A 21562-nucleotide genomic window follows, 5' to 3' on the forward strand; every position below is an offset into this window, starting at 1 on the left:
AGTGAAATGTTGTTTTCACTTCGCTTTTAAAGTTCAAGTAATCTACACGATTTTAGGACCATCTGGATCTGGTAAAACTACAACTCTAAGCTTAGGTTGTGGACTGGATGTCCCTAAAAATGGTTATGTACTGTATAATGGTAAAGATATTCGGAAAATTGGTTTAGATCGATACCGTAATCAAAACGTATCTGTAATTTTCCAATCTTATAATTTGATTACTTATATGACGGCTCTTCAAAATGTTCTAACAGCGATGGAAATTACAGGTGTCAAAGTGAAAAATAAGACGGTAAGGGCATTAGAATTATTAGAAAAAGTAGGACTCACAGAAGTAGAAGCGAAACGAAACGTCTTGCAACTAAGTGGTGGGCAACAACAACGTGTAGCAATTGCTCGAGCATTATCTTGCAATGTTGATTTACTTATTGCAGATGAGCCGACAGGAAACCTCGACGAAGAAACGACAATGGATATTATAGAACTGTTTCAAGAACTTGCACATAAAGAGAATAAATGTATTATTGTTGTGACGCATTCACAGGAAGTTGCAAAAAAATCCGATCGTGCAGTGTATTTAAGTAAGAAGAAGTTGGTCGTAAACCAAATCTAATACAAATATCTTAGTTTTTAAATCCACATAATTTTCAAAAACCAACCATTTCAAAAGCTTATATTTGATATATAATAAAATTAAACCATAATCAAAATGGTCTCCCTGTATTGAATGTGAAGATAGTTTGTTGTTTCCTTTTTAACAATATTTGAAAAAGAACTTGTAGGATATTCTACAGGTTCTTTTTGTTATGATTAGTTACCTATATTATTGAGGAATCACATATAAAAAACGGGACAGTAATTAGATCTATGATCTAATTACTGTCCCGTTTAACTGTTTATCTACATAGTTATTGAAGAATTAAACCTACTATCATAATTAAACTAAATACTATCATCCAGCCAAATGCACAATAGCCGAAGATTCTAATCCATTTAGGTAATTGATTCATGTTAACTTTATTTGTGGGAACTCCTTGCATAGAAAACATCATTTTTTGGTCTCTATCCCTATTATTTTGTTGTTCATACATAACATCATAACCTTTCTAGAATAGTTGTATGTATAATATATCAGTCTGGAGAAAACTAAATACCGAATATTAGGCGAAATAAAAGTGATTCGACAAATATAGTGGATGGTTCTCTTTTCCAATACTGTATACTATATTTCAAAAAACGAAAATTTGTTTACTCAAAAGCTATATATACTAAAGTATTTGCTAATTTAAAATGTAGTAAACCTTTACCAAGAGATATTTATTATTCGTTATTGATTAATTCGGATAAATTCACTAATACTTCTTAGCGTTTAGACACGTATATGTCTTTCGAAATATAAGTACCGTAAAGTAGGAGTAATTATTTATTCGTTATTTTTAAAGCGTTTAACACTATTTTGGTTACGTCTGCAATAAGTTTATCATCGTATTTCGCATCCTCATTAGCATGATTAGAAAGTATCGCAAGAACAATTGGCTTTTTATTTGGTGGCCAAATAATTGCGATATCATTCCTTGTTCCATAAGAACCAGAGCCAGTCTTATCGGCTACTTCCCATTCTTCTGGAACTCCAGCGCGGATTAAGTTGTCCCCCGTAGTATTTCTTTTCATCAAATCTATTAAAAAGTTCCGTTTCTCAATTGGAAGAATATCACTTAGCGCGTAAGTTTGAAGACTAGTAGCTAATGCCATTGGGGTACTAGTATCACGAGTGTCACCAGGCTGCACTTCATTTAATTCTGGTTCAAAACGTTCAGGATTTGTAACAGAATCTCCTATTTCTCTTAGTGATTTTTTGAATTCACTTGGCCCACCTAATTGTTTAAGAATAAGATTTTGTGCAGTATTATCACTATATCGAATGGAAGCATCTGCAAGCTCCTTCAGAGTCATACCTGTATCTACATATTTTTCTGTAATTGGATTGTAATTCACAAGATCTTTGCTGGTATACTTAATTTTTTGATCTAAATCTTCTATTGATTTCTTTTGTAACAGTGCTCCAACAGTAAGGGCTTTGTGGGTAGATGCGTATGCAAAGCGTTCATCTGAACGATATCACCTCTGGTAGTCATTATAGCCGTACTATCTGTAGTTTATGTGGAGATACAGTAGGAAACTTCATAAGACGTTTAACATATTAACTCCATTTTTCAAGATTGTGTATTCTTCGTAAAAAAGTATTATTCTCCATATTTCCTTTTTATGGAGAAATATTTATGCGCATAAAAAAACTTATCATATAGAAAACTGAACGATTAATATTTACGAAAAACTAATGTATAATAATGTAAAATGCATGTAGTTTTTTAAACTTTTTGAAAATATACTTTCGGAACTTTAATAAAAGGGAGAAAGGGAGATGAATTTAAATATAAAAGAAGCTAGCGAAATTCTAGAGCGTACGCCACAAACTTTGGAGTTTTTTTGCTAATTTAGTAAAGGCCTAAGGTGCGAACTAAGGATTATTTAAATTATGTGAGAAAGGTTGTGAAATTATTTGATGGGTTATAAAGCGATGCTGTTTGATTTAGATGATACGTTACTTGATAGGGATAAAGCAGTAGATAACCTGTTTTTATTAGTTTTAGAAAAGTGTTATAAGGATGTTAGTGATACAGTCAAAAACAATATGTTACAGAAATTTAAGGAGTACGATAAAAGGGAATATGGCATTAGTGATAAAACGATAGTTATAGAATCATTATTTGATGAATTCGCGCCGAAATATAGATTGCCGCGCAATTATATCCAAGATTTTTGGAATGAAAATTTCCCTAAATGTTTTTCAATTGACCAAAATACTATTCATTTCTTAAATCATATAAAGAAACACTTTAAAGTAGGAATAATAACAAATGGCTCAACTCAGAGGCAAAAGGCTAAAATAATTAATACGAATTTAAACAATTACTTTGATACAATCATTATTTCGGAAGAAGTGGGATTGAGTAAACCTGATAAACGTATATTCGAACTAGCATTAAGTAAGCTAAATGCACAGCCGGAAAATACCTTATTTGTTGGGGATGACTTAGAAAAGGATATTGCTGGTCCTCAAAATGCAAATATAAAAGGTGTGTGGTTTAACCCTCGGAAAATCAAGAATACTACCGAAATACAACCGTATGACGAGATTCATACTTTGGATAGTTTGTTAAGTTATGTTACTCCACAATATTTTTATAACAAGTAAAACCAATCTCGGTATTTAATAATTTCATTGACCGTATTAGTAATATAAATAATATATATGAAATAAAAAGAGGCTATTTTATTCACTGTATCTAATTTGAACTATGACTACTATGAAAAGCTGCAATACAAGTTTACTCTTACTGTGTAAGTATAAAAGGAGTGGGACTATGGAAATAAAGAAATTAGTTATCAATGGAATAAATATAGCGGTCATAAAAAACGATAAAGTATTAATTTCCGATGTTCAAACTGCATTGGATCTTATGGCAACAGTTCAATATGAGGTGGATGCGAAACATATTATCATCGACAAATCATTAATAAGCGAAAGTTTCTTTGACTTAAAAACACGACTTGCTGGTGATATTCTTCAAAAGTTTATAAACTACAGAGTAAAGATTGCTATCATTGGAGATTTCTCTATGTATACTAGTAAAAGTTTAAAGGACTTTATATATGAATGTAATAAAGGAAAAGACATTTTTTACTTAGCAACTGAACAGCAAGCAATTGAAAAACTAAGTACATTGAAGCTTTAATAATGCCCCAGTAAAATCTCTTTCTTTTTCACGTCGTTTATTATTTACAACATATAAGAACTGATGTTTGTGATAAACTAAGAGGTGAATAAAGGGGGGATTTTCTTGAATAAATTTAATAATGTAATCCAAAATTTAAACAATATAATTTACAAACCTAACGAATTAATAATCACGAATCTAAAAGAAGAACCGCAAAATGCAGAATATGCAGGTAGTTTATTTCACTTAAATAACAAGACTATCCGTTTTAGAGTATCAAAAATTACTTCTAATAAAATCGGGCAATTTGTTTCTTTTTGGGAAAAAGATGACAATATGCAAAATCAAGCATTTTCTTATGACGCTGCTCCTGACTTATTAGTTATCACTTGTATTGATGATAATAAACTAGGACAATTTATTTTCCCTAAAGAAATTCTTCTTAAAGAAAAAATATTGAAAACGCAAAGTCAAAAAGGGAAGATGGCTATGAGAGTTTATCCAATTTGGGATACTCCTGTTAGCAATCAAGCGAAAAAGAGCCAATTGTGGCAACTTCAATATTTTGTTGATTTAAGCGATCATAATAATTTACCTTTAGATAAACTATTAAATTTGTATTTGTAGTTTCTGTTCTTATGTAATATTGTGAGTGAGACTTTTTGTACCGGTACAGTTAAACGAAATGTACATTGTTTCAGTACCCCATCAAATATACAATCAGCATATACTATTTTAACTTATACATGTTAAGGGGTGCTGACTATGACAAGTCTACAACATAAGCTTTTTACAAGATTGAATCTTGCAAACCGTACTGAAGTGAACTTTGAAGAATTAAACACAATTCTCTTTGCATTTGCACACACTATACCATTTGAGAATTTAGATGTTATAGCACGTAATGCGAATACAATTACTATGGAAAACTTACAGAATAAAATTTTAAATACGTCCCGCGGCGGACTTTGTTATGAATTAAATACTCTTTTTTACTACTTTTTGCAAGATTGTGGTTATGATGTACAGCTTGCACTTGGTACCGTATATAAAAATGATATAAACATATGGGCACTTGAAAATGGACATATAACGATTATTTTAAATTATGATAACGTACGATACTTAATTGATGTAGGTATTGCATCTTTAGTACCACTAGTCCCTGTACCTTTTACTGGTGAGTCTGTTTCCTCTAAAAATGGTACGTATCGAGTGAAAAAACGAGAGACAAGTAAGGGAAATTACGTTCTAGAAAGAAAAGATACGAACGGAGAGTGGAAAGTTTGTCATGCATTTTATAATCGTATCATTGATGAGGCAGTAGTGAATGATGTTCAAAAAAGAGTAATAGAAGATGAGAAATCTATTTTCAATAAAGGACCAATTGCAGTTAAATTGACGGTCTCTGGCCATGTCTCTTTAACGAATACGAGTTTAACTGAAATGATTCATGGGGAAAAAATGAAACGAGTAATTACAGAAGATCAATATAGAGAGCTATTAAATACTTTATTTGCTATTGAGTTGTGATGAAACAAATAGCTAGCCGGTTCTTACGCAGAATCGGCTATTTTTATTAACTTTAATTTGAAACTAACTATTAAAGTTTGATTTTCTAATTAGATATAATACACTAGAACAGTATGAAAAATTATAAACAATGAATTTTGAATGTAAAGGAAGATTTTTATGTCAATTATTGATAAATTGAAACTGAATAAGTATACAAATATGGTCGTAATTAATGAACCTAGTGATTATGATATTTTTACAGGGAAAGAAACTGCATTTTCAAAAGAACACGATGCCATTTTTGTTTTTGTAGAAACACTTGATGAAATGGTGAAACAAACGAGTTATATTATTAGTAATGAAGAATTACTAATTGAAAAAGGCTACATATTCTTCGCGTATCCGAAAAAAGGGAATTCTCGTTACAGTACGTTTATTCACCGTGATGAGATGTTTCCTGCATTAAGCGTTGGCGAAGATGGGTATGTAGGACAGAGTGATATTAAATTTGCACGAATGGTTAGTATGGACGACGTCTTTACTGTTGTAGGTTTAAAGCGTGAAAAGAAAAAAGAGAAGAAAACGCTTGCTATGAGTCAATGTGTTGCCGATTATGCAGATCGTATTAAAGATGTAGAAGCCCTACTGGCTAATCATCCAAATGAACTTAAATTTTATCAAAGTTTAACACCTGGATATCAAAAAGATTGGGCTCGTAATTTATTTTCTGTAAAACAAGAAAAAACACGTGATAAACGTCTGGAGAAAATGATTGAAATCCTTTCACAAGGTTATAAAACAATTGAATTATTCCGTAAGAAGAAAAAATAACGATAAGGAAAGTCACAATGATGCAACAATTAATTACACTTAGCACATTGAAAAAAGAATTCCTTTCAGTATACTAAAGTATGTTCTTATATTTAAATAATTAGCAAAAGAGAAAAGGTGTTTGAAATGAAATCGTATATTGTAGTTGGAGCTGGTATTTTAGGAGCATCTACTGCTTATCATCTTGCTAAAGCAGGTGCGAATGTTACTATCGTTGATCGCCAACAATTAGGTCAAGCAACTGATGCAGCAGCAGGTATTGTATGTCCTTGGCTTTCACAGCGTCGTAATAAAGCATGGTATAAAATCGTTAAAGGCGGTGCACGTTACTATTCTTCGTTAATTCAACAATTAGAAGAAGACGGTGAAACAGATACAGGTTACAACCGTGTAGGTGCAATTAGTTTACATACTGACGAGAAAAAACTAGATCAAATGGAAGAGCGAGCTTATAAACGACGTGAAGATGCACCAGAGATTGGTGAAATCACTCGCTTATCAGCTGAAGAAACGAAAAAATTATTCCCAGCATTATCAGAAGAATATAGTTCTGTTCATATTAGTGGTGCTGCACGAGTAAATGGCAGATTATTACGTAACGCATTAATAAGTGCTGCGAAAAAACATGGTGCTACTTTTATAAAAGGAGATGCTGTATTAGTTCATGAGAGTAATCATATTACTGGAGTTACAGTAAACGATGAAACAATTGTAGCAGAAAAGGTCATTGTAACTGCAGGTGCATGGGCGAATGAACTCTTGAATCCATTAGGAATTAATTTCTTAGTTACATTCCAAAAAGGACAAATTGTTCATTTACAAATTGAAAATACAGCAACGGAAAATATGCCGGTTGTTATGCCGCCAAACGATCAATACATTTTAACATTTGACAATGGTCACGTCGTAATTGGTGCAACACATGAGAATGACACTGGTTTCGATCACCGTGTAACAGCAGGTGGTTTACATGAAGTATTCCATAAAGCATTAACAGTTGCGCCTGGTTTAGAAGATAGCACTATGCTTGAAACGAGAGTTGGATTTAGACCATTTACTCCAGGATTCTTACCTGTTATCGGACCATTGCCTAACTTTGAAGGCATTCTCGTTGCAAACGGATTAGGTGCTTCTGGTTTAACTGCCGGTCCATATTTAGGATCAGAACTTGCTAAATTAGCACTCGGCCAAACAATTGAATTAGATTTAAACGATTATGACGTTGCTGGTGCAATTGAATAACAAAAAAGATTAGGAGCGTTTCCTAATCTTTTTTGTTTATAGCTACTACTTTAATTGCCTTAATAACCTTTTGTTTAGTTCCCACAACGCTGTTTTGTTACTATCCCATTTTAAAAGCGTTACTGCTTCCTCAAAGGATAACCATTTATAATTAGAGTGTTCTTTGGATAATGAAATGTCTTTTGTAGGAACTTTAACTCCAAAGGAAAATTCTTTTATTACATAAACATCTTCTCCCCAAAGAAATTTCCCAACTACATCCTCTACAGGTAGTGAAGAAACAGAATCTAATTTAATATAGGGATATTCTCTTAAAATACCAGCCTCTTCAAATGACTCTCGTTTTGCTGATTCAATAGGAGACTCATCATCTTCTCCACCACCAGCAATTCCTTGCCAATAACCATGATCACTTCGATTAAAAATAGCATATTGAATAGAATCATCAGTTATTATATAAGGAAATATTAATACTTGATAAGGTGCTCTCATTGTATAACTTCCTCCACAAAATAATCTTTAAATAAATATGAATAATTAATTGTTCATAAACATGTTTAATCATAACTGGGCAAAAACTGCTTTTTACCTATCAAAATTTACTTAGCGTGGTTTTTCTCCGAACTTCTATCGATACCCCTTATAGTTAATTGTTATATGAAGTGGGTGTTCTTTTGAATAAAAACACAACTGATAAAACAAAGATTACAGCCTTCAAACCACCCCAATATGGATAAATAGTATGGTTTGTTAAACTAGCATATTGAAAGATATTCTCTAAACCAAAAATCCCAATAACGACTGCTAAGAGAAAAGCGGCTTTTCCAATTGTACTATTACGATAGAGGGTAAATACATATAGAGCACATATAAGTGGTACGATGATTTGTAGTAAGATTGCCATGGATTGTCCCCCTAATTCATATTTTATACTTACATTATATCAAAAAAATGCAATAAAAAGGAATATAAGTTAATTGATGCTAAATAGAAAACAGACTTGTACGAACAGGGATATCACGCTTTCACGTCTATAGTTTTGATACTAATTGAACCACTCTAATCATATTCTTCTATTAAAAAGAATAAAAAGAGGTGTACAGTTAATTGACAAAAGTTAAGGTTCGTTTACAGCCCATCGTTCATAACTTAAATTTACCAACTGTAATAAAAACAGCTATACTTCCAGGTGAATCGACCGAAAGGCACTATTTATCGCAACTCAATTAGGGGAGGTTTTTTACATAGGAGACGGAGCTATAAAGACATTTTTAAATATTCGTCACCGAATTATTAAACTAGGCACATTTGAAGAAGGTGTTGCTAGTAGCGGTTATGATGAACGCGGATTGCTGGGATTAGCGTTTCATCCGCAATTAAATCATAATGGTTTATTTTATCTTCATTATTCAATGGTTGGGACTCAAGGACCAGGTGCACTTTCAGAACAATTTAAACCGAATCCGTGTGACCTGAAAACTTTAAACTTAAAGTGGATTAATAGAGATACTCAATATGATCATATTGATACAATTGAAGAATCGATTTTACAATCAAACGGTCAACCTCAAAAGCGACGAACATTACTGAATATAAAACGGCCATTTTTTAATCATAATGGAGTAAATAGCTTAAACTTTTCACCTGAGACTGGAAAACTGATTTTTACAAATGGAGATGGCGGTTCAGGCTATGATCCATTTAATTTAAGTCAGGATGATTTAGAAATAGCGGGTAAAATAATTGAAATCGATGTAAGTAAAAATACGTCCATAAACAATCCTCCAGTAGTTACACGCTTTAATGAACTACCTTTATCTATACAAGAAACACTTACGGTAATTGCAAAAGGCGTTCGTAATATAACAGGTATTTCATTTCAAAGATTTTATAATCAATATATCAAATATGCCGGAAATGTCGGACAGGATATTGTAGAATCTATTTTTTCTTTTGTTCAATATAAACCAATACCAGTTACCGAACTTGTTCAAAACCATTTAATGAGAGATACTCCCAATCAATATGGATTTATTAATTTTGGTTGGAGAGGGTGGGAAGGAGAATTACCTACTTCTTTTATAAGGCACTGTTCTGAGAATCCTACTTTAGATGAGAGAACAATGGCTTATTATAATGAAACAATAGAAACATCCGCAAAGCGAACCCAACCTCTAATCAGTTATTTTCATAAAGATTCTAGACCAAATAAATTCGGAGGAACTTCACTTACAGGAGTCCAGCCATATATGGGAACTGCAATACCTAATTTAACGGGTAGTATCGTGTTTACTGATCTTGCTAAGAAAGAAAAATCTCAGTCTCCAGTAAAGGGTGCGTTAGCTTATTCTAGAGCTGGTATAGACGGGACACGTAATGATTTTCACGTTATTGAAACTAATTATGATTTTGGTGAGCAAGCAGCATATTTTATGAGTCTAGGAACAAACTTAGATCAAACTAGATTATATTTAGGAGTTTACGGTTCTATGAAAGTAACTGATTTTAACAAAGGTACTATTTTTGAAGTCGTTCCTTAATATGATATAAACTCTCAGATTCATTCTTAATACAATTATTATCTATTGTTTACTTGAAGAAGGTAACAAATAAACAAAAAGTGTATGAATAAAAATAGAAAGTGATAAATTATATATCTTTAGGGGGATTTTGATGAATCACTTTAGTAATTATTGGTATCAACCGATGATCGCGCATGATACGAATTTTGTTCACAAAAGAAAGGTGACACCAGCAAAGAGGTTAGTCATTACAGCGTTACTTGGTTCACTTGCTGCTATTTTTCAATCGGCGGGGAACTTAATCCCTGGTATTGGCTTATTTATTAGCCCTTTTGCTACGTTACCGATTTTTTTAGCTATTTGTTATTCTATTCGCGAGGGAATACTTTCTTATATTCTTACTATTCTCCTATTATTTATTATTGAGCCAAGTGAATTAATTGTCTTTCCTTTTACTACAGGCTTATTAGGTATAGCGTTAGGAGTATCCTTTATACAATTCAAGAGGAGGATTTTGGTGGTTTCCTTTTCAGCGATATGTTTACTTATAGGAATTATGGTCGTTCTTGATGTCTTTCGATTTCCTGTATTAGGTCCTACTGTTCATACAACTATGGATATAAAAATTATATTATCGATATTTATACTGAGCTTTCTATATTGTTGGTTCTATGCAGGCCTTTGTAGAATAATGTTGAATAGAGTATATAAAGTATTGTCTTAACATTTTCATATGTATTTTCAAAGATTGGAGATTTAAGTCGTGTATAACGTTAAAATAAGAAGGCCAAATTCGGATGATTTAGATGAACTTAATTTGTTTTTTCGTCTTGTTATTACTCATACATTTAAAAATGAAGGGTTATCAAAATTATTGGATGACATAGAAAATGAAATACATACGAAAAAGCAGTATTTGAAAAATGATTTGGAGAGTAAGGGAGAAAGTCGTTACTTTTTATTAGCAATTGATACAAGTTACGATAAAATCATAGGAACAATTGAAATCGGTCCAGCAAGTACATTGATTCATAGTTGTACAGGCGGTGTTCTTAAAGATTTATATGAAATAGGAACAGTATTTGTACTACCTGAATATCAACGAAAGGGCATAGGCAATGTATTACTAAATGCAATGTATATTACATTACTTAGCAGAGGAATAACAGAATACTGTTTAGATAGTGGATACAAAAAAGCGCAAAGTATATGGACAAAGAAGTTTGGAGAGCCTAGTTATGTACTGAAGGATTATTGGGGAGAATCAAGTGATCATATGATTTGGAAGATGAGTTTACATGATACTCCTATAATATTTGAATTATAAAATGAAATATGCCTCTGAACGTAGCTTTTCTTACATATGTATGCTATTATTTATCTTTATAATAAAAGAGGACGTGAATGAACTTGATTAAAATTAATATTCCTGAAGCTAATGTTTCAATTACTGAACGTAAACAAGTTTTTAAAGGAGACGAGCCAATAATCACTCCAATTAATGGTTTTATCGATTTCCACTTGTTCCCTAGAGATAAAGGCGGCATTTTTATGTTTTACAATATTAATGACGAACTTCTTTTCGTAGGTAAAGCTCGTAAAATTAGACAACGTATTAAGAAGCATTTTGAAGACAATGTTTCACCAATTAAAAATCACCGTGATGAAGTATACCGCATTGATGCATGTATCGTAGAAGATCCAACAGAAAGAGAAATTTACGAAACATTTATCATTAATGAATATAAAGCAAAATATAACGTTGATAAAGTATTCTATAAATAAGTAACAAAAAAACAATCCTAGCACATATACTGGGATTGTTTTTTTTATTTAAATTTAGTCCTCATATTTTTCACCTTTTTTTAAATGATTAGCAACAATAAAACAGCATACACCTATGCATATAAGTACAATTCCACCTGTTTTATGTTTCCCTTCAAAAAAAGGAATATCTGAAATAACATTTGTCATACATAACCCCACAAACACAAGGATTGGTCCTATCCAAAGTAATACATTGCCGAATTTCGTATGTTGCCACATAGTAACCCTCCTGATCTCTTTTTACATATATATCCATAAAATGAAAGTAAATTCATAGAGAAATATAGTTTTTTTCATATCGAAAATTTAACCTTCATATATTGGTACAAGCAAACGAGAAAGGGGACTATCATGAATTGGTTAGAAGCTTTTATTTTAGGAATCATACAAGGTTTAACAGAGTTTTTACCGATAAGTAGTACAGGTCATCTTTATTTAGGAAGGCATTTGTTTCAATTAGATGAAGCCGGATTGTTTTTAGATACGATGCTGCATATTGGGACTTTGCTTGCGGTGTTTATTTATTACAAAAAAGAATTTATATATTTAATTAAAAATCCATTTTCAAAACTAATGCTATTACTTATTGTCGGAACGATACCTGCAGTTGTAATTGGATTGTTATTTAAAGACTTTTTTGAGGATATTTCAAAAACAGGTATTACGATTGGTTGGGAGTTTTTAGTGACAGGTTTATTTCTATATATGGCCGATAAACAAAAAAATGGTCGTAAAAAAATGGATGACATTACATATAAAGATGCATTAATTATCGGTTCTTTTCAAGCAGCTGCTATTTTTCCCGCAATTTCTCGTTCTGGAATGACAATCGTCGCTGCATTATGGAGGAAGTTAGACCGTGAAACTGCTGCTTACTTTTCTTTCTTGTTATCTACTCCAGCCATTGTCGGAGCTATCATTTTGCAATTAGCAGATGTTTATCATGGGAAAGCAGAATCTATTTCCAGTACATCTTTAATTGTCGGAACGTTATCAGCAGCATTTTTCGGTTACATAGCTGTTTCATGGATGATTCAATACTTAAAACGTCACTCCTTAAAAGTATTCGCGTATTACGTATGGGGATTAGGCATTTTAATTTTAACGTTGCAATATACTAACGTGTTTTAATGTAGTAACTATTCGTTTAGATCCTGTTTCATTCATACAAGGCAGGGTCTTTTTTCATTAAGGAGGAAAATATGTTTAATAAGGCTATTGTGATTGGCGGAAGTATCGCAGGGAAACTCGCAGCAAAAGCATTATCAACTACTTTTAAAGAAGTAATCATTATAGAAGCTGGTGAAAGATGGGATGGAAAAGCTTCGAGAAAAAGAGTTCCGCAAAGTAGTCATCCCCATGTGTTATTAAAGGGTGGAGAAAAAGCAATTGAGGAATTGTTTCCTGCCATCACTAATGAACTAATTGAAGCAGGTAGTATCGTAAATAACTTTACTCGTGATATAAAATGGCATCAATTTGGTTTATGGAAACAGCAATTCATAGGAAAAGTACAAATGGTACAACAAAGTAGGTTTTTGCTTGAATGGCATATCCAAAAACGACTTGATGATGTTTCAAATGTTACCACTAAATATCGAACATTGGTTGAAGGGTTATTAGTAGATAGAAAACTCAACAAAGTATGTGGGGTAAAAGCTAAATGTTTAGAAACTAGCTCGCAGGAAGAAATCCAAGCAGATATTGTCGTTGATGCAAGTGGATTTGGTTCAAAAAGTATAGCGTGGTTACGCGAAAACAATATCGAAGTGCAAGAAGAGAAAGTGCGTATTGATTTATTTTACGCAACTAGAATGTTTAAACTCAAAGAAAATGAAAAATTAGACTGCTGTAATATACTAATGTCTCCAAGTTTCCCTGACAATCCGTACGGTGTTCTAATTCAAACGATTGAGGATCATCGTTATTTTGTTACTTTCAGCGGGTACGCAAATGAGAAAGCACCACAAACTGATGAAGAATTTTATAATTTTGCTGTAAACCTATCAATCTCTACTGTTACAGATTTTCTAAATAAAGCTGAGGCAATTTCAGATATCAAAACGTACAAAATTCCTTTTCAAGTACGGCGGCGATTTGATTTAGTGAATGATCTACCCGAAAGATTGTTAGTAGTTGGGGATGCACATTGTCGTTTTGATCCTGTTTTCGGGCAAGGTGTTTCAGTTGCTGCTATGGAAGCTCACCAATTGCAGTTACTTTTACATAGAAAACCAAAGCTTGATAAAGCATTTACACAGCATTTTTATAAAGAGACCGCTCATATCATACAAACTCCTTGGGAAATGACTACAACGGAAATATCACGTCATCCTCAGTTAAAAAGAGAATTAACGATAAAGCAAAAATTCCAGCTATGGTATACGAAACAAATATATCAACTCTCTGCAACTGACTCTGACGTATATATTCGATTAGTAAGAGTGATGAATTTAATTCGTAGTCCATTGCACCTATTTCATCCAAAAGTACTACTTGCTGTGTTACTGAAGCGAAAGAAATAGAAGGAAAATAGTTGATTAAAAAAGAATATATAACAGTTAGTAGATATAGAAGGAGTAGTTGAGATGAAAATATACATAGAACAATTAATGAAACACGATGCTAAAGATTTATTTACGTTTGAACTTACGAATAAATCTTTTTTTGAAACAATGGTACCAAATCGTGGCTCGCAATATTTTGATTTTGAATATTTTCAAAAACTACTAGACGATTTATTAATAGAACAAGCAGATGGAGATTCTTATTTTTATTTAATTCGTAATGAAGAAAAAGAAATTGTAGGACGAATAAATTTAGTAGATATAGATACGGAATCCCGAAGCAGTTCGTTAGGGTATCGAGTCGGAGAAAAGTTTACTAAAAAAGGAGTTGCATCAGCAGCTGTAAAGTTAGTTTTAGATGTGGCGAAAAATAATGAAATTAATGAGGTGCATGCGAAAACAACTACTAATAATCTCGCATCACAAGTTGTACTAGAAAAGAATGGATTTTCTTCTTATCCAAACGAAGCAGATACAAATTCTGTAGAATTAAACGGGGCACATGTGAAGTTTGTACATTATATATGGAGAAATACTTCGCGTTTATAATAAGGGGGACTTATGCATGAATGATTTACGTTATCCAATTGGGCAATTTACATACAAACGTCCTATAACTGAAGAAATGATTGATACATGGATTCAAGAAATTGAAGATTTACCTAATGAACTAACAAAGGCAATTAAAGATTTAGATCAGAAGCAGTTAGACACTCCGTATCGAGTTGGTGGATGGACAGTTCGTCAAGTAGTCCATCACGTTGTTGATAGTCATATGAATAGCTACATACGTTTTAAATTAGCACTAACAGAAAAGAATCCAACGATTAAACCATATAAAGAAGAGAAGTGGGCAGAACTACCTGATTCTAAATTACCAGTAGATGTTTCACTAGTGATGTTAGAGTCTTTGCATAAAAGATGGGTGAACCTTTTATATTCTCTAGAACTGGAAGATTTAGAAAAGACATTTAACCATCCAGATACAGGTGAAACAAAACTTGCTGCCGCAATTGGACTATATGCATGGCACGGACGTCATCATACAGCTCATATAACTTCATTAAGAAATCGACTAAATTGGTAACATGGAAATTACATTAGAGAAGGCGATAGAAAATGATGCAGCAGTTTTATTCCAAATGCAAAAAGACTCATTTAACCCTTTATTAAATAAATATAAAGACTATAATACAAATCCAGCAAATGAATCTATTGAAAAAACTATTTTAAAGATAAATAATACTAGCAGTAACTTTTATAAGATGATAATAGATTCGAGCCTTGTTGGAGCGATATGTATATCTCAAAAAGAAATACCATTTAAATTTTGGATTAGTCCAATGTTCATTCATCCAAACTATCAAGGGAAAGGAATCGCTCAGAAGGTACTTATTTTAATTGAAGAGATGTTTCCAGAAGCACAGAGCTTTGAACTTGCTACAATTTTAGAAGAAGAAAGAAATTGTTTTCTATATGAAAAAATGGGTTATAAAAGAACAGAAGTAATAAAGAAATTAAATGATAAAACCACACTTATTTATTACAAAAAAGAAAGGTAAAGCATTTGAAACACGCTTTACCTTTTTCTGTTATTAGAGATTAAATATACAAAATTAATGCATGTTCTTCCGAAATACTCGGGTTAGTAATTTCAGAAATGAATAAACATACAAAAAGACGTTATTTTGTCGTATATGTTACTAACGCTTTTTGAATGCTTAAAACACTATCGTCACCTTTAAATTCTTTCGTAATTGGCGTACTCAAACTAGATACCCAAATCTTAAGCTCAGCATCTAAATCAAAATGTCCAGCTGTTTCAATGCTGAATTGTGTAATGCTTTTATAAGGAATAGAATGATACTCTGTTTTTTTACCGGATATCCCTTGTTTATCTACTAAAATAAGACGACGGTTTGTAAATACGATTAAATCACGAATTAATTTATAAGCATGCTCAACTTTCTCATCGTCTAGCATAATCTTTTCTAAATCACGTTCTACACTTTCTGTACTCGCATTTGATGCATTTCCTAAAATACCGCTAAATAAACCCATATGAAATTCCTCCTCCATTATTTATGGATAGTGTTACTTATATTGTACCATGCAATTTACTAAGAGGTTATGACATTACTTTAGTAGTTTCTGGTTATAGTTGCAATTCTTTTATATAACCTCATCTTAAAATCTTGTGCTAACATGTAAGTAAGAAAAAAGAAGCAGAGGGATATAGCATGAATAATATCGGTTTAGTGTTAGAGGGCGGAGGAATGAAAGGATTATATACTGCGGGCGTACTCGAATATTTTATGGAAAAGAACTTATATTTTCCTTATGTAGTTGGCGTATCCGCTGGAGCATGTATGGGAGCCACTTATTTATCACGCCAAAAAGGAAGAAATAAAAAAGTAAATACAGAGCTCGTGTCAGATCATCGTTATATATCTTATCGGAATTTGATTCGAAAACGTGAATTATTTGGAATGGATTTTTTATTTGATGAAGTGCCTAATAAAATTGTGCCATTTGATTTTCAAACATTCTTAAACTCAAATGAACAGTTTGTTATAGGAACGACGGATTGTAATTCAGGAAAAGCAGTGTATTACAATAAAATAGAACACGGAAATGATATTTTAAAAATCATTCGTGCATCAAGCTCTGTCCCATTTATAGCACCTGCTGTAGAGTATGATAATCGAAAATTACTAGATGGAGGGATTATAGATCCTATACCGGTTTTAAAAGCACAAACGGATGGTTATCAAAAGAACGTTGTTATTATGACAAAGCCAGAAGGATATGAGAAACAGCGAAATAAACTATCTGGACTAGCTAAAATTTTATATAGAAAATATCCGAATATCGCAGAGTCTTTAGTAGAACATTATCGTTTTTATAATGAGACGATATCTTTTATGAATCATATAGAACAAAAAGACAACTTTTATGTCATTCAACCTAGCGTACAGCTTCCTATAAGCGGAATAGAAAGAAATAAAGAAAAACTTGTCAATCTATATAATCTTGGCTATACAGATGCCCAATATCATTATGAAAAATTATTAACTTGGATCGAGAAGTAAAGGGGTGGAAAATTGCTATTAGGTAAAAAGGTTATTTTTAATGAATTGCAGAAAATGCATAGCCCGCTGCATAAACCGTTTCCGTATCGTGATACAGGAAAATTGCAGCGAGATTTTAAAAGTAAATTTACCGAAGATGACTATATAAACGCTGATTTTAATCATTATTGGATGCATACAGCAGGTACTTTAAGTTCTGTAGTAAATGGAAACGAACAGAACATTACGTATCAACAAATACAATGGCTAAGGAAATCGTTTTTTGAATGGTTTCCGCAATATCGTTCTATAGAAACAGAAATTGTGAAGTATCCCGTTTTAAATAGAGATTTCATGAATTATGAGAAGGCCCGAAGACTATTACTATATTATCTTACTGAATAAAAATAAAAACGTACAAGTTATGCTGCTTGTGCGTTTTCTGTTCATAAAAAAGACAATATTTATACCTTGTTTAAATAGGGATTTTAAAGTGCAGAAAGAAATACTTATAGAATGAAGTATGGGAGGAGAGGCGTTTAGCGATTGTTTTCCTTTAATGCATTGTCCAACTCGAATATCGTTAGTTATTTATGTTAAAATATTTCGAGTAAAATTAAGTGCTTATTTTATCAATAATAAAACGAGAAGGGACAACATTAAAATGGAAAACATATCGAATATAGATAAATTGGAATCAATCAAATCTTTACAATCGACAATCCGTAAACTTGAAAACGCATTATCACAGATGACTGAAAAAGGTGCAAATACTACATTAGTAAAAAAACGACTTAAAGCAGTTTGCGTAGGTTTAGCAGTGCTAGAAAACGTTTGGAATCAAGAAAGTCACCAGTATAGTCAAGAAGAGTTAGCAGAAGCTCGTAATGTCCTTGCTGGTTTACTTCCATCAATAGAGAGGGCCTATGATAAGTCTAAAGTTGGAAGTCCTCAAAGAACAATTTTGACAAGACGGATAAAAGCTTTAGAACTTTCTATTCAGGCAATTGATAAACTTTCTAATAAATAACTCATCTAAATACATAACATCCTAATCCTAAATTTTATAAAAGTAATCTAGTGAAAAGAAATACAAAGGAGGAAGATGGGTGACTTCAATAATTAGTCCTAAGTTAGAGGAGCTTAATAATCAATTAAAGAATGGAAACGAGCAAGCTTTTTATACTTTTTTACATGAAATAAAGTCGAATAATACGCCACTAATAGAACAATGTCCTCTAGATAGTCAGTATAGGCTTATAACGTATATTTGGTTAGGGGATCAAAAAACTGAAAACGTTTATGTATTCGGCAGTTTTCCTGGTTGGGATCTATCTGTAAATCAATTAAAACGATTGTTACAGACAGATATTTGGTATGCGACGTTTAGGACGGATAAGAGTTTTATTTCAACGTACTATTTTTCAGTAAACGATGTTTTCGAAAATGATTGGATAAAGCGTAGTGAACAGTACGAACTAGACCAATTTAATAGAAATACATTTGGAGAAGGTGCCAATAAAGCGTCTGTGTTAAACATAGGCATGGAAGTGCAGTATAGTAGTCGTTTTCCTTCAAACCATTATCCATCTGGCAGAATTGAAACATATTCTTTTCATAGTTCGATTTTAAATAACACACGTAAAATTCATATTTATACGCCTCATGATTATTCTCACACTTCACATCTTCAAGAAATTCTCATTGTATTTGATGGAAATTCATTCATTAATAACCTTTCAATCGCAAGAACACTCAATTATTTAATTTACGAAAAAGAAATCCCATCTTGTATTGCTGTTGCAATAGATCCTGTTGATCGGCTAGAAGAGCTAACTTATAACGATAAAATGAATGCATTTTTAACAGAGGAATTACTTCCATGGATTCAGGCGAAGTATCGTGTGCATCAAGAAGCGAAACATACAACAATTGCTGGGTTCAGTCTTGGTGTCTTAGCAGCTTGTTATGCAGCGCTTCAAAATCCACACATTTTCGGGAACGTGTTGTCAATGTCCGGATCCGTTCATTGGAAAAAAGATGGTTATGAAAATAAAATTCCTTGGATTGAAAATAAAATTTCAACTATAGATTCAAATGCAACGCAACCTCATTTTTATATAACAGACGGAGAAATTGAAAACGAACCTCTTTTAACGGCTAATAGACGCCTATATAAAGCTTTAAAAGAAAATAGATACCAAATTACTTATGAAGAGTTCCAAGGCGGTCATGACGGCATTTGGTGGCGAGAGAAGTTATTTGACGGGTTGAAAGCTTTAAAACTTACCAAAAACACACTATAAAATAAAAAGGAGAGAGAATCTATGAATCAAGAAGAACTAGATAAAAAACTAAAAAAACAAGAGATATTAGTAAAAGATGAGAAAGTTTGGTCCTATACGTATGAGGATCATATTAGTTCTATCGTTAAAGAAGCAGAAAAGAAAGGGTCTTTTGACAATATGCCTGGTAAAGGGAAACCTCTAAATCTAGATAAAGACCTTTCGTACAATCCTGAAAAGCAACTTTATAGAACGTTAAAGAATAATCATGTTTTACCTAGGTGGATTGAGCTTTCAAAGGAAATTGATGATTTAAAAGAAAGGCTAAAAGAAAATACAAATACTGCAGAAGCAGCGGATTTCATTCGAACTATTAATAAAAAGGTTTTAGAACATAACTTACTTTGTCCACCAAGTGCGCAAAAAACGAGGGTGAAAACGGACTTTTAACAATTTTCAATGAAGCTATCTCATGCTATATAATTAAGCAAGGCATTTTTAATTCATTATTAAAGGGAGGCAAATGTGATGAAGAATACGTATCAACTTCAAATTCCGAAAGAACTAGAGCAGTATCGTAGTATTTTAGAAGAAAGTGTGAAACCGTATATTAAAGTGTCTGGAACATTAGCAGAGACAACGCTTTTTGAGAGTAAGTTTGGTGGTTATCCGTATTTACCTATAGATCAAGAGCACCCTAAAGATTCAAATGGACAACCTATGATGTTACTTGCACAGCTAAACTTTGAAGAAATGCCGCATGTTGAATATATGCCTCAACAGGGAATGTTACAATTTTTCGTAAGTGCTGATGATGAGCTTTACGGAGCAGATTTTGACCATCCAACAACCCAAAAAGACTTTCGAATTATTTATCATTCTACAATTATAGAAGATTTAAATAATGTTATTACTGATTTTAGTTATTTAAACACATTAGAATTAGAGAACTTTATCATACCCGAAGCAGCAAAATTAAAGTTTGAATTAGGTTATCAACCAGTAACACCAAGGGATTATCGATTTGAAAAGATGTTTAGCGAGGAAATTGATTGGGAAGAAATTGTTGATGAAGAAAATAATACAGAATTAGGCGAACTGTATGATGATTTATGTAAAGATCAAGGGCATAAAATTGGTGGTTATCCATTTTTCACACAGACAGATCCAAGAGAATGGGAAGAAAAATACCAACAACATGATATATTATTACTACAAATCGATACATTTGTTAAATCTAGATTTTTCCAATGTTATTTATAATTGGGATTGTTATTAAAAATTTATAAATGAAATACTAGCAAGCTAAAAAATCTTCCTGAAGGTGAGGGAGATTTTTTTATGTTAAAAATGAACGTTATGTTAACTAGAATATAGAACAATGAATGTAATGAAAGTCAAGCGTAAAAAACATAAATAGCTACAAATAAAGTAAAGTTATCAAATGTGTGCAAATAGCAATAAATTCATTAAGTAAAACATAAAATAAAATTATTATTTTCTTTTATGTATAGAAATAATTTTTCTGTATAAAAATTTCTTGCCGCTCAAAAATATTTTTGATTCGTTAAATCTAAAGCGATTATTGATTAAAATCTGCTGTGATGGATTTATAACAAAAAAAACGATAAAAACTGTAGAAATTCGTTTAGATAAAATTTTATGTGAATCTCACTAAAAATCTCCGTTTCGTCTCATTAAGTATAGTTTACTTGGTTTTTGATACCTGATATCACTTTGTTTCTATAACTGCCTATAATATATATTATGTCAACTAACTAAAAATAATAAACTTATTATATGTAAGTTTATTATTTTTAGGCTCCCCTTTTCATTGGATTTATTCTGTGTGATCGATTGTGTGCTTATTTGTTGTTGTTTTATGAGTTGATGATGATATCTTCAGAAATAAATTATATTTAA

General features: G+C 32.1%; 24 protein-coding genes and 4 pseudogenes. 22 read left to right on the top strand and 6 right to left on the bottom strand.

The features are described from left to right. Position 1 precedes the first annotated feature (1 nt). Positions 2 to 613: an ABC transporter ATP-binding protein gene (locus PDL00_RS18250; protein WP_270730516.1), complete on the top strand. Its 612-nt coding sequence runs from the start codon at positions 2 to 4 to the stop codon at positions 611 to 613. A gap of 295 nt (positions 614 to 908) precedes the next feature. On the opposite strand, the gene PDL00_RS18255 is transcribed toward PDL00_RS18250, so the two are convergent. Next, positions 909 to 1091, bottom strand: a complete 183-nt coding sequence (locus PDL00_RS18255; RefSeq protein WP_002172101.1) for a hypothetical protein — start codon at positions 1089 to 1091, stop codon at positions 909 to 911. 328 nt (positions 1092 to 1419) lie between these two features. Continuing rightward, positions 1420 to 2118, bottom strand: a pseudogene (bla, locus tag PDL00_RS18260) (class A beta-lactamase); the annotation flags it as partial. 445 nt (positions 2119 to 2563) lie between these two features. Between bla and PDL00_RS18265 the strand changes: the two are divergent. The 6 genes from PDL00_RS18265 (at position 2564) to PDL00_RS18290 (ending at position 7367) form a co-directional block, all read left to right on the top strand. After that, positions 2564 to 3256: an HAD family hydrolase gene (locus tag PDL00_RS18265; protein ID WP_242250660.1), complete on the top strand. Its 693-nt coding sequence runs from the start codon at positions 2564 to 2566 to the stop codon at positions 3254 to 3256. Between the two features lie 169 nt (positions 3257 to 3425). Then, positions 3426 to 3797: a DUF4180 domain-containing protein gene (locus tag PDL00_RS18270; RefSeq protein ID WP_270730517.1), complete on the top strand. Its 372-nt coding sequence runs from the start codon at positions 3426 to 3428 to the stop codon at positions 3795 to 3797. A 105-nt stretch (positions 3798 to 3902) separates the two neighbouring features. After that, a complete protein-coding gene (locus PDL00_RS18275; RefSeq protein ID WP_270730518.1) occupies positions 3903 to 4406 on the top strand; it encodes a MepB family protein in 504 nt (167 codons plus the stop codon). Between the two features lie 138 nt (positions 4407 to 4544). Further along, the gene (locus PDL00_RS18280) at positions 4545 to 5312 is read left to right on the top strand and encodes an arylamine N-acetyltransferase family protein (protein WP_242250614.1); all 768 of its coding nucleotides are present in this window, start codon (positions 4545 to 4547) and stop codon (positions 5310 to 5312) included. Positions 5313 to 5471: 159 nt separating this feature from the next. Continuing rightward, the gene (locus PDL00_RS18285) at positions 5472 to 6125 is read left to right on the top strand and encodes a YdeI/OmpD-associated family protein (protein WP_270730519.1); all 654 of its coding nucleotides are present in this window, start codon (positions 5472 to 5474) and stop codon (positions 6123 to 6125) included. A gap of 126 nt (positions 6126 to 6251) precedes the next feature. After that, positions 6252 to 7367, top strand: coding sequence for an NAD(P)/FAD-dependent oxidoreductase (locus tag PDL00_RS18290; RefSeq protein WP_242250612.1), 1116 nt, complete (start codon positions 6252 to 6254; stop codon positions 7365 to 7367). Positions 7368 to 7412: 45 nt separating this feature from the next. Here the strand turns inward: PDL00_RS18290 and PDL00_RS18295 are convergent, their stop codons facing one another. Together PDL00_RS18295 and PDL00_RS18300 are read right to left on the bottom strand one after the other, a co-directional pair. Beyond that, positions 7413 to 7859 (bottom strand): NUDIX hydrolase, encoded by a 447-nt coding sequence (locus PDL00_RS18295; protein ID WP_270730520.1) that lies wholly within the window; start codon positions 7857 to 7859, stop codon positions 7413 to 7415. A 154-nt stretch (positions 7860 to 8013) separates the two neighbouring features. Beyond that, complete coding sequence (locus tag PDL00_RS18300) at positions 8014 to 8271, bottom strand: hypothetical protein (RefSeq protein WP_132132317.1); 258 nt, start codon at positions 8269 to 8271, stop codon at positions 8014 to 8016. Positions 8272 to 8474: 203 nt separating this feature from the next. On the opposite strand from PDL00_RS18300, the pseudogene PDL00_RS18305 reads away from it, so the two are divergent. From PDL00_RS18305 to PDL00_RS18320, 4 genes and pseudogenes are all read left to right on the top strand, one after another. After that, positions 8475 to 9907, top strand: a pseudogene (locus PDL00_RS18305) (PQQ-dependent sugar dehydrogenase). A 133-nt stretch (positions 9908 to 10040) separates the two neighbouring features. Continuing rightward, entirely contained in the window at positions 10041 to 10613 is a 573-nt protein-coding gene (locus PDL00_RS18310; protein ID WP_270730521.1) for a hypothetical protein, read from the top strand. A 39-nt stretch (positions 10614 to 10652) separates the two neighbouring features. Next, the gene (locus PDL00_RS18315) at positions 10653 to 11216 is read left to right on the top strand and encodes a GNAT family N-acetyltransferase (protein WP_270730522.1); all 564 of its coding nucleotides are present in this window, start codon (positions 10653 to 10655) and stop codon (positions 11214 to 11216) included. Between the two features lie 77 nt (positions 11217 to 11293). Beyond that, positions 11294 to 11674 (top strand): nucleotide excision repair endonuclease, encoded by a 381-nt coding sequence (locus PDL00_RS18320; protein ID WP_270730523.1) that lies wholly within the window; start codon positions 11294 to 11296, stop codon positions 11672 to 11674. A 54-nt stretch (positions 11675 to 11728) separates the two neighbouring features. Here PDL00_RS18320 and PDL00_RS18325 read toward each other — a convergent pair whose 3' ends face one another. Further along, entirely contained in the window at positions 11729 to 11935 is a 207-nt protein-coding gene (locus PDL00_RS18325) for a hypothetical protein (protein WP_270730524.1), read from the bottom strand. 132 nt (positions 11936 to 12067) lie between these two features. Here PDL00_RS18325 and PDL00_RS18330 point away from each other — a divergent pair, with 132 nt between their 5' ends. The 5 genes and pseudogenes from PDL00_RS18330 to PDL00_RS18350 all read left to right on the top strand — a co-directional run. Beyond that, positions 12068 to 12847, top strand: coding sequence for an undecaprenyl-diphosphate phosphatase (locus PDL00_RS18330; RefSeq protein WP_097817990.1), 780 nt, complete (start codon positions 12068 to 12070; stop codon positions 12845 to 12847). A gap of 71 nt (positions 12848 to 12918) precedes the next feature. Continuing rightward, on the top strand, positions 12919 to 14241 hold the full coding sequence (locus tag PDL00_RS18335; protein WP_270730525.1) for an FAD-dependent oxidoreductase: 1323 nt from the start codon (positions 12919 to 12921) through the stop codon (positions 14239 to 14241). Between the two features lie 63 nt (positions 14242 to 14304). Then, the gene (locus PDL00_RS18340; protein ID WP_242250605.1) at positions 14305 to 14832 is read left to right on the top strand and encodes a GNAT family N-acetyltransferase; all 528 of its coding nucleotides are present in this window, start codon (positions 14305 to 14307) and stop codon (positions 14830 to 14832) included. A gap of 16 nt (positions 14833 to 14848) precedes the next feature. Further along, positions 14849 to 15370 carry a YfiT family bacillithiol transferase gene (locus PDL00_RS18345; RefSeq protein ID WP_151582856.1) on the top strand — a complete coding sequence of 174 codons (522 nt, stop codon included), beginning with the start codon at positions 14849 to 14851 and terminating at the stop codon, positions 15368 to 15370. Between the two features lies 1 nt (position 15371). After that, positions 15372 to 15845: pseudogene (locus PDL00_RS18350) on the top strand (GNAT family N-acetyltransferase); the annotation flags it as partial. A 121-nt stretch (positions 15846 to 15966) separates the two neighbouring features. On the opposite strand, the gene PDL00_RS18355 reads toward PDL00_RS18350, so the two are convergent. After that, complete coding sequence (locus PDL00_RS18355; RefSeq protein ID WP_000522465.1) at positions 15967 to 16344, bottom strand: PH domain-containing protein; 378 nt, start codon at positions 16342 to 16344, stop codon at positions 15967 to 15969. 179 nt (positions 16345 to 16523) lie between these two features. On the opposite strand from PDL00_RS18355, the gene PDL00_RS18360 reads away from it, so the two are divergent. From PDL00_RS18360 to PDL00_RS18385, 6 genes and pseudogenes are all read left to right on the top strand, one after another. Then, complete coding sequence (locus PDL00_RS18360; RefSeq protein WP_270730526.1) at positions 16524 to 17375, top strand: patatin-like phospholipase family protein; 852 nt, start codon at positions 16524 to 16526, stop codon at positions 17373 to 17375. Positions 17376 to 17387: 12 nt separating this feature from the next. After that, positions 17388 to 17759, top strand: a complete 372-nt coding sequence (locus tag PDL00_RS18365) for a YxiJ-like family protein (RefSeq protein ID WP_270730527.1) — start codon at positions 17388 to 17390, stop codon at positions 17757 to 17759. A gap of 259 nt (positions 17760 to 18018) precedes the next feature. Next, entirely contained in the window at positions 18019 to 18384 is a 366-nt protein-coding gene (locus PDL00_RS18370; protein ID WP_270730528.1) for a hypothetical protein, read from the top strand. A gap of 79 nt (positions 18385 to 18463) precedes the next feature. Further along, a complete protein-coding gene (locus tag PDL00_RS18375; protein ID WP_270730529.1) occupies positions 18464 to 19660 on the top strand; it encodes an alpha/beta hydrolase in 1197 nt (398 codons plus the stop codon). A 21-nt stretch (positions 19661 to 19681) separates the two neighbouring features. Continuing rightward, on the top strand, positions 19682 to 20089 hold the full coding sequence (locus tag PDL00_RS18380) for a J-domain-containing protein (RefSeq protein ID WP_242250601.1): 408 nt from the start codon (positions 19682 to 19684) through the stop codon (positions 20087 to 20089). Between the two features lie 78 nt (positions 20090 to 20167). Continuing rightward, a pseudogene (locus PDL00_RS18385) lies at positions 20168 to 20918 on the top strand (YwqG family protein). The last annotated feature ends 644 nt before the right edge of the window (positions 20919 to 21562 follow it).

Origin of the sequence: Bacillus cereus group sp. TH152-1LC (assembly GCF_027710505.1) — a bacterium.
GTDB classification, from domain to species: domain Bacteria; phylum Bacillota; class Bacilli; order Bacillales; family Bacillaceae_G; genus Bacillus_A; species Bacillus_A mobilis.

Excerpts from the sequence above, each read along its gene's own strand:
- PDL00_RS18255 (WP_002172101.1), bottom strand. The coding sequence starts at position 1,091 with ATGTATGAACAACAAAATAATAGGGATAGAGACCAAAAAATGATGTTT.
- PDL00_RS18265 (WP_242250660.1), top strand. The coding sequence starts at position 2,564 with ATGGGTTATAAAGCGATGCTGTTTGATTTAGATGATACGTTACTTGAT.
- PDL00_RS18270 (WP_270730517.1), top strand. The coding sequence starts at position 3,426 with ATGGAAATAAAGAAATTAGTTATCAATGGAATAAATATAGCGGTCATA.
- PDL00_RS18280 (WP_242250614.1), top strand. The coding sequence starts at position 4,545 with ATGACAAGTCTACAACATAAGCTTTTTACAAGATTGAATCTTGCAAAC.
- PDL00_RS18285 (WP_270730519.1), top strand. The coding sequence starts at position 5,472 with ATGTCAATTATTGATAAATTGAAACTGAATAAGTATACAAATATGGTC.
- PDL00_RS18290 (WP_242250612.1), top strand. The coding sequence starts at position 6,252 with ATGAAATCGTATATTGTAGTTGGAGCTGGTATTTTAGGAGCATCTACT.
- PDL00_RS18295 (WP_270730520.1), bottom strand. The coding sequence starts at position 7,859 with ATGAGAGCACCTTATCAAGTATTAATATTTCCTTATATAATAACTGAT.
- PDL00_RS18300 (WP_132132317.1), bottom strand. The coding sequence starts at position 8,271 with ATGGCAATCTTACTACAAATCATCGTACCACTTATATGTGCTCTATAT.
- PDL00_RS18310 (WP_270730521.1), top strand. The coding sequence starts at position 10,041 with ATGAATCACTTTAGTAATTATTGGTATCAACCGATGATCGCGCATGAT.
- PDL00_RS18320 (WP_270730523.1), top strand. The coding sequence starts at position 11,294 with ATGAACTTGATTAAAATTAATATTCCTGAAGCTAATGTTTCAATTACT.
- PDL00_RS18325 (WP_270730524.1), bottom strand. The coding sequence starts at position 11,935 with ATGTGGCAACATACGAAATTCGGCAATGTATTACTTTGGATAGGACCA.
- PDL00_RS18330 (WP_097817990.1), top strand. The coding sequence starts at position 12,068 with ATGAATTGGTTAGAAGCTTTTATTTTAGGAATCATACAAGGTTTAACA.
- PDL00_RS18335 (WP_270730525.1), top strand. The coding sequence starts at position 12,919 with ATGTTTAATAAGGCTATTGTGATTGGCGGAAGTATCGCAGGGAAACTC.
- PDL00_RS18340 (WP_242250605.1), top strand. The coding sequence starts at position 14,305 with ATGAAAATATACATAGAACAATTAATGAAACACGATGCTAAAGATTTA.
- PDL00_RS18345 (WP_151582856.1), top strand. The coding sequence starts at position 14,849 with ATGAATGATTTACGTTATCCAATTGGGCAATTTACATACAAACGTCCT.
- PDL00_RS18355 (WP_000522465.1), bottom strand. The coding sequence starts at position 16,344 with ATGGGTTTATTTAGCGGTATTTTAGGAAATGCATCAAATGCGAGTACA.
- PDL00_RS18360 (WP_270730526.1), top strand. The coding sequence starts at position 16,524 with ATGAATAATATCGGTTTAGTGTTAGAGGGCGGAGGAATGAAAGGATTA.
- PDL00_RS18370 (WP_270730528.1), top strand. The coding sequence starts at position 18,019 with ATGGAAAACATATCGAATATAGATAAATTGGAATCAATCAAATCTTTA.
- PDL00_RS18380 (WP_242250601.1), top strand. The coding sequence starts at position 19,682 with ATGAATCAAGAAGAACTAGATAAAAAACTAAAAAAACAAGAGATATTA.